General features: G+C 45.8%; 7 protein-coding genes. 2 read left to right on the top strand and 5 right to left on the bottom strand.

Annotated elements, in window-relative coordinates:
* Positions 1 to 324: 324 nt before the first annotated feature.
* The 5 genes from IV55_RS03445 to IV55_RS03425 are packed head-to-tail and all read right to left on the bottom strand — an operon-like array spanning position 325 to position 4940.
* Positions 325 to 1362, bottom strand: coding sequence for a zinc-binding dehydrogenase (locus IV55_RS03445; protein WP_057809398.1), 1038 nt, complete (start codon positions 1360 to 1362; stop codon positions 325 to 327).
* 18 nt (positions 1363 to 1380) lie between these two features.
* Complete coding sequence (locus IV55_RS03440; RefSeq protein WP_057809396.1) at positions 1381 to 2397, bottom strand: L-threonylcarbamoyladenylate synthase; 1017 nt, start codon at positions 2395 to 2397, stop codon at positions 1381 to 1383.
* Entirely contained in the window at positions 2397 to 3266 is an 870-nt protein-coding gene (gene prmC / locus IV55_RS03435) for a peptide chain release factor N(5)-glutamine methyltransferase (RefSeq protein ID WP_057809394.1), read from the bottom strand. Before prmC ends, IV55_RS03440 begins: the two co-directional genes overlap by 1 nt.
* On the bottom strand, positions 3259 to 4341 hold the full coding sequence (gene prfA, locus IV55_RS03430) for a peptide chain release factor 1 (RefSeq protein WP_057809392.1): 1083 nt from the start codon (positions 4339 to 4341) through the stop codon (positions 3259 to 3261). The genes prmC and prfA overlap by 8 nt, the downstream gene beginning before the upstream one ends.
* A gap of 23 nt (positions 4342 to 4364) precedes the next feature.
* A complete protein-coding gene (locus IV55_RS03425) occupies positions 4365 to 4940 on the bottom strand; it encodes a thymidine kinase (RefSeq protein WP_057809390.1) in 576 nt (191 codons plus the stop codon).
* A gap of 211 nt (positions 4941 to 5151) precedes the next feature.
* Here IV55_RS03425 and IV55_RS03420 point away from each other — a divergent pair, with 211 nt between their 5' ends.
* The gene (locus IV55_RS03420) at positions 5152 to 6513 is read left to right on the top strand and encodes a Mur ligase family protein (RefSeq protein WP_057809388.1); all 1362 of its coding nucleotides are present in this window, start codon (positions 5152 to 5154) and stop codon (positions 6511 to 6513) included.
* Complete coding sequence (locus IV55_RS03415; protein ID WP_057809386.1) at positions 6513 to 7220, top strand: type 1 glutamine amidotransferase; 708 nt, start codon at positions 6513 to 6515, stop codon at positions 7218 to 7220. Before IV55_RS03420 ends, IV55_RS03415 begins: the two co-directional genes overlap by 1 nt.
* The last annotated feature ends 21 nt before the right edge of the window (positions 7221 to 7241 follow it).

The raw sequence follows: 7241 nt of genomic DNA, 5'->3' as shown, positions 1-7241 counted from the left end.
TTTCCCGCCGTCACTGTTACCCTGTTTTGACGGAGAGTGTCGCTCGCTTTGCGAGCGACACAAGCCCGTTAGTGCCAAAGTAAAAGAACACACTAAAGTAAATAGTCGTCGTTTCAGTTTACGTTAATGTAAGCTGAAACGACGACTATTTGAGTTTGGAGATAACTAAGATATAGAGTGAACGTTGGTCGTTGCAGTTCCCGTGGCGGCGAGTTTACTTGGTCGTTCACTGCACTTGTGTTTTGCACGCAAAGCGGGCAAAGCACTCCCCCAGCGCCAGGTCATTAGCAATGGAGACCAGATGTAACGCCGAGAACGAAGGGCTTACTTGCTAACGACCACCAGTGACTTGATTGCTTCACGTTTGTCCATCGCGGTGTAAGCTGCTTCAATGTCATCTAGGGTGAACTGCTTTGTAAATACTTGTCCAGGATGAATTTCACCCTTCAAGACGGCATCCAACAACAATTCGCGGTCATACGTCGTAACGGCAGCAATTCCGCCGCGCAAACCAATGTTTTGGAAGAACAAGTTGTTTGTGTTCATTTCAGCAGTTTGGGGAATCCCCACACGCCCAACAACGGCACCAGGACGTGCAACTTTAACGGCGGTTGCCACGGATTGTTCTGTCCCAACACACTCTAAAACTGCATCCGCGCCTGCACCATCAGTCAGTTCCATCACGTGTGCAACGGCTTCATCGTCACGTTCAGGTACGACATCGGTTGCACCGAACTGTTTTGCCAAAGCTTGTCTGTCTGCATGGCGACTCATGATGATAATTCGTTTGGCACCTAGTAGCTTCGCACCAATTACACCACACAAGCCAACCGCACCATCACCCATGACAACAACAGTTGCGCCATCTGTTACTTCAGCTGTTTTAGCTGCGTGAAAGCCAGTTGCCATAACGTCTGATAATGTCAGTAAATCATTTAATTGCTCATCCGTATAATCTTCTGGTTTTCCAGGAACTTTCACTAAACCCCAGTTGGCGTTCAAGTACCGCAAGTACTCACCTTGATACGCATGCTCAGCATTTTTAGCATTTTGACAGTCACCGTCGAAGCCTGCGAGACATGCTGCACAATGACCACAACCATGGGTAAATGGCACGATTACGAAATCTCCCGGTTGAACGTTCGTAACATCACTACCAACGCTTTCAACAACACCGATTGCTTCATGGCCGGTCATTGAGCCTGTTGGCATATTTGAAATACCACGATACCACCACAGATCTGATCCACAAACACAAGCGCGTAATACCTTTACAATTGCTTCTTCGCTATTTTGTAATTCTGGTTTTGGTCGGTCTTCAACGACCATTTTCCCTGGTTCAATAAATACTGCTGATTTCATTGTTAATCTCCTTTTCGTCTATGCTTCAAAAAAAGTGTTGCCAGCTGATTTTTTCAACCGGTTCATGTATGCAAGACCGATACCATCATTGCTAAAACCCTCTGCCAGGATATCTTTAATATCAGTTTCGTCATCAAAGTGCCGTAAGCCGTCAAACAAATGATGGCTGGCCGTCGTCACATCTTGGCCCAATGAATAAGCTTCCACGTTACGAGGCACAGTTAGTTGGTGTAACCGGTCATCCGTAATCATAAGCCCCAATTGAACAGGCTGTTTTGCCGCCCATGCCAGTGCCTCTGCCCAATCACCATCGTTCACAATCAATACTTGGGCACTAGGTGCATAGTGCTTATATTTCATGCCTGGTGCTTTGGGCGTTTCTTTAGCACCCACCTGGTGAATTTCTGTCGCAACCGTCTGCCCGATCACCGCTTCTATTTCAGCGGCAGTCACGGCACCAGGCCGTAAAATAGCCGGTTGATCAGTCGACATGTCTAACACTGTCGATTCAACGCCCACCTTCGTTGGACCATCATCCACGATGCCGGCAATTTTACCATCTAAGTCATGGGCAACATGCTGTGCAGTCGTTGGACTGGGCTTGCCTGATGTGTTCGCTGACGGTCCGACCAATGGATGACCAACCGCTTTAATCAAGGCTAACGTGGTGTCATTAGCAGGAAAGCGAAAGGCCGCTGTGTTCAACCCACCTGTAACAGCTTTGGACAAGACACCTGGTCGCAGGTTAAAAATCATCGTCAATGATCCTGGCCAAAAAGCAGTCATTAGCTTCTTAGCGGCATCCGATAATGGTTGTGCCAATCGTTCGACCGTTTGAATATCCGCAACATGCACGATCAACGGATTATCACTTGGGCGTCCCTTTGCTTGATAAACCTGTTTTACGGCTGTTTCATTAAGCGCATCAGCGCCCAAACCATAAACTGTTTCAGTTGGAAAGGCGACTAATTGCCCCGCTTTTAAATCCTTGGCAGCTGCTTCAATTTCCGTGTTTTTAAAAATTTTTGTTTCCATTACGCAATAGCGCCTCCAGTTACAAGTTGCACACGAACCATCCGATCATGCCCGTTGATATCTTGTTTGAGTGTTACTTCAGCCTCCGGTAGTGCTCGTTTCATTAAAGAAACAACCGCTGATCCTTGGGCAAACCCAATTTCAAAATAAGCACATCCCTGTGGTGTCAGGTGTTGCGCCAATTCATTTGCCAAACGTTGGTAAATCGCTAAACCATCGTTATCCGCAAACAACGCTAGATCAGGTTCAAAATCTAAGACACTTTGATCCATTAATGGGCGTTCAGTTTCACTGATATATGGCGGGTTACTGACAATAACATCATACCGTTGTTGGCCTATGCCGCTAAATAAGTCGCCTGTCGTCCAGGTCACTTTGGCCCCTAGCTGATCGGCATTTTGATTCGCCACAGCAATAGCTGCCTCACTGATGTCAGTCCCGGTTACCTGCCACGTGGACCGTTCTAGCGCTAAACTAATCGCTAACACACCACTGCCTGTACCAATATCCAGCATTGATTTCATTGTGTCTGTCGGATTATCTGTCAGCACCCATTCAACCAATTCTTCTGTTTCAGGACGCGGAATTAGGACTGCCGGTGTTACCTGAAAAGACCGACCAAAAAATGGTGCCCGTCCGACGACGTACTGTTCTGGTTGACCCTCTGCGACAGCCAAAACCGCTTGCTGATACCTCTTCCACTGCGCATCAGACAGCTCGCCACGGCGGTTCATCAACATCTCAGTCCGTGTCCATTGAAATAAATCTTCCATTAGTAACTCCGCCAACTGAGGATCTGACGTTTCTAAATGGTCGTTAAAATAAGAAGAAGCCCATTGCTGGGCTTCTAGGATGGTTGAATTAGCCATTATTCAGTGCTTCCATCTTTTCTGCCTGTTCATTCAATAACAGTGCATCAATAATGTCATCGAGTTCGCCGTTCATCACCCGGTCAAGTTTGTTTAATGTCAGGTTGATGCGATGATCTGTAACCCGGTTTTGAGGGAAATTATAGGTCCGGATGCGTTCGGAGCGATCACCAGTACCAACAGCAGATTTCCGCTGTTCATCATACTCATTTTGCTCGCGAGATGCGTAGTAGTCATAAACCCGTTGCTTCAAGATTTCCATGGCTTTGGCACGGTTTTGTTGTTGTGACCGTTGATCTTGCATCGAAACAACCACACCGGTTGGTAAATGTGTCATCCGCACAGCTGAACTGGTCTTGTTAATATGCTGACCACCGGCACCAGAAGAACGGAACACATCAGTCCGAATATCTTTGTCTTCCAACTTGATATCAACGTCCTTATATTCGGGCATCACACCCACAGTCGCTGTACTAGTATGCACACGACCAGCAGACTCAGTAACAGGCACACGTTGGACACGATGGGCGCCATTTTCAAACTTCAGCTTGGAATACACCTTTTCACCTGTGATCATCAAGGCGATTTCCTTAAAGCCACCAACTTCTGTGGCGTTTTCATCGATCACTTCAACTGTCCAACCTTGCTTTTCAGCATAACGGCTGTACATATCAAATAAATCTGCCGCAAACAGACTGGCCTCATCCCCACCAGCTGCACCATGAATTTCCATGATGATGTTTTTGTCGTCATTGGGATCCGTTGGCAGCATCAAAATGGTGATTTCGTCTTCTAAAGTCGTCTTTTCGTCGTCGAGTTCCTTCAGTTCTGCTTTGGTCATCTCTTCCATTTCTGGATCGAGCTTTTCTCTTAGCAGCTCGTTATCATCACTGATTTCATCGGTAACTTGGCGATAACGACGGTACTTTTCAACAGTTTCCCGCAGACTGCCCTCTTCGCGTGATAGCTTCATGAACCGGTCAGAATCTGCAATCACTTCAGGATCACTCATTAATTCATTGAGCTCCTCGTAGCGATCAGCGACCGATTGTAATTTATCAAAAATCTCATCCATAAAAAGTCGTTTCTCCTCGGTTGTTAATCTGTCATTGGTGGGTTGAAGTAGTGTTCACGACACACTGGATAGTAGCTTTCGTTACCGCCAATTTGAACCTGTTCACCTTCGTAAACTGGTTTGTGGTCATGAAAACGTAAATTCATGATTGCCTTGCGTTGGCAGAACCAACAAATAGTTTTCATTTCTTCAATCTTATCAGCATACAGCAATAAATATTTGGAACCTTCAAATAATTCGTTACGGAAGTCATTCTTTAGGCCAAATGTCATGACTGGAATGTGCAGGTCGTCAACCACATGGGTCAGTTCAATAATGTGATGTTTCTGTAAGAACTGCGATTCATCAACCAAAACACACGCAGCGTTGGGATCGATTTCTTGCACTGCATCAAATACGTTTGTGTCAGCTTGAATAGAATGTGCTGGTCGTTGCAAGCCAATTCGACTGGACACAATGCCAGATCCTTCACGGGTATCCAATGCACTCGTCATGATGATCACTGACTTACCTTGTTCTTCATAGTTATGAGCGACTTTTAAAATTTCAATCGTCTTCCCTGAATTCATCGCACCAAACCGGAAAAATAACTGTGCCATGTTGTTGCCTTCTCCCCACCGAATTTTTAATCGCCTTTCATTATACCGAATGCACCAATACTTGAACAGGTGGGCGTCCAAAACGGCCCTCAATTTACCAATCATGTTGCAATTTATTAATCAGTCGTTAAGGCTAGACCGCTAACGGCGCATTGCAAGCAACTTGTGCTAAACTACTTAAAGTTAATTAACAGTGATAAAGGAGTATTTCATGTCATTACGTAGTGGGGTCGCAACGGCCGTTGGTAAATCTTCATATTGGTTCTTACACACCTTCATGCACGGAGGGTCTTCATTGCCTGGCAAATTGGCAACGCGGATCGATCCCGAGTTACTTAAAACACTCGGGAAAAACTACGATGTTATCGTGATTACCGGAACCAACGGTAAGACGCTGACCACTGCGCTAACTGTGCGCGTGCTCCGCGAAAAATACGCAGACGTTCTGACCAACCCGACCGGCTCTAACATGGAGCAAGGTATCGTCGGCACCTTTTTACACGCCAAACGTTCCAAAACCGGTCGTCCCCTCGCTGTGTTAGAAGTTGATGAAGCAAACGTCATTAAGGTAACGCAATATATTAAACCAATTGCCTTTGTGTTCACTAATATCTTCCGTGATCAGATGGATCGTTATGGTGAAATCTACACCACGTATAAAAAAATCATCGACGGTGTTAAGTTGGCACCAGAAGCAACCATCATCGCAAATGGTGACGCACAGTTATTTAACTCTGTCGACTTGCCAAATCCAAAGATTTTCTACGGCTTTAATCATCAAGAACAAGGTGACATGATGGCACCAACCAACACGGATGGAATTTTATGTCCGCGCTGTGAACATGTCCTGCACTATCACTTCATGACCTATGGCAACTTAGGCGACTATTTCTGTCCTAACTGTGGCTTCAGCCGTCCTGCGCTAAACTATGCCGTCACGAAGCTGGGCAAAATGACACCAACAGCTTCTCAGTTTGAATTGGATGGTGCACCTTACCAAATTGGCATCGGTGGGTTGTACAACATTTACAACGCTTTAGCTGCGTACGCAGTTGGTCGTTTCTTAGACGTTACTCCCGAGCAAATTCGGGCTGCTTTTACCAGTGACGAACGCGTCTTTGGCCGACAGGAAGTCATCCATGTTGGCGATAAAGATGTCACTTTGATTTTGATCAAAAACCCAGTTGGGGTAAACCAAGTAATCGACATGATTCTAACTGAACCAGAACCCTTCTCCTTTGTCGGTTTGCTAAACGCTAACTATGCAGACGGCATCGACACCAGTTGGATTTGGGATGGCGAATTTGAAAAGCTTGGTGCAGCTGGTACTGGAGACAATCCTCAGATCAAGGCCTTTCTTACTGGTGGTGAACGATACAAAGACATCACGTTCCGCCTAAATGTCGCGGGTGTTGCTGATCCTTCTGTTGAACCTGATTTAACGAAAATCATTGCGAAAATCAAACAACTACCAACGCAGAAGGTTTATGTGCTCGCAACTTATACAGCTGTGCTACAATTACGAAAACAATTAGCAAACGATGGCTTAATTAAGGAAGGGATGGATGCTTAATGGCGACATATCAGCTTAAAATCGCCCACCTATACGGCGACCTCATGAATACGTATGGCGACGTTGGTAACATCTTAGCAATGGACTACTACGCTAAACAGATGGATACTGACATCTCCACGCAATTAGTCAGCTTAGGCGATCATTTTGATCCAAATGACTTTGACATCATTTTCTTTGGTGGTGGCCAAGACTTTGAACAAACCATCGTCGCTCAGGACTTACCATCCAAAGCTGATGCCATCACTGAGTTCATCGAGGCGGGTGGGCCGACCCTCGCCATTTGTGGTGGCTTCCAATTACTCGGTCAGTACTACATTGGTGCCGATGGCGAAAAAATCACTGGTACCAAGTCAATGAGCCACTACACCAAGAATCAGAAGGATCATCGCTTTATCGGTGATACCATCATCAAAGATGAACAAACTGGCGAAGTTTATCACGGCTTTGAAAACCATCAAGGAATGACCTTCCTAGGCGATGATGAAGCCCCACTGGGTGTGGTCTCTGAAGGCGCTGGTAACAATGGTCAAGACGGAACCGAAGGCGTTCATTACAAAAACGTCTATGGCACTTACTTCCACGGCCCAATTTTGACGCGTAACGGCGACATTGCCAAGCATTTACTCGTTGAAGCCTTGAAACGAAAGTATCCTAATCAAGACTTTTCAGCACAAGCCAATATGGAAATTCCTGCAACATTTTAATTAAAAAAATAGTGAGTGGAA

The sequence above is a fragment of the Furfurilactobacillus siliginis genome, from assembly GCF_001437435.1.
Taxonomy (GTDB): Bacteria; Bacillota; Bacilli; order Lactobacillales; family Lactobacillaceae; genus Furfurilactobacillus; species Furfurilactobacillus siliginis.
This window is presented reverse-complemented; position numbering and strand designations above follow the sequence as displayed.

Bases quoted from the DNA above. Each gene is read 5' to 3' on its own strand.
- IV55_RS03445 (WP_057809398.1), bottom strand. From the start codon at position 1,362: ATGAAATCAGCAGTATTTATTGAACCAGGGAAAATGGTCGTTGAAGAC.
- IV55_RS03440 (WP_057809396.1), bottom strand. From the start codon at position 2,397: ATGGAAACAAAAATTTTTAAAAACACGGAAATTGAAGCAGCTGCCAAG.
- prmC (WP_057809394.1), bottom strand. From the start codon at position 3,266: ATGGCTAATTCAACCATCCTAGAAGCCCAGCAATGGGCTTCTTCTTAT.
- prfA (WP_057809392.1), bottom strand. From the start codon at position 4,341: ATGGATGAGATTTTTGATAAATTACAATCGGTCGCTGATCGCTACGAG.
- IV55_RS03425 (WP_057809390.1), bottom strand. From the start codon at position 4,940: ATGGCACAGTTATTTTTCCGGTTTGGTGCGATGAATTCAGGGAAGACG.
- IV55_RS03420 (WP_057809388.1), top strand. From the start codon at position 5,152: ATGTCATTACGTAGTGGGGTCGCAACGGCCGTTGGTAAATCTTCATAT.
- IV55_RS03415 (WP_057809386.1), top strand. From the start codon at position 6,513: ATGGCGACATATCAGCTTAAAATCGCCCACCTATACGGCGACCTCATG.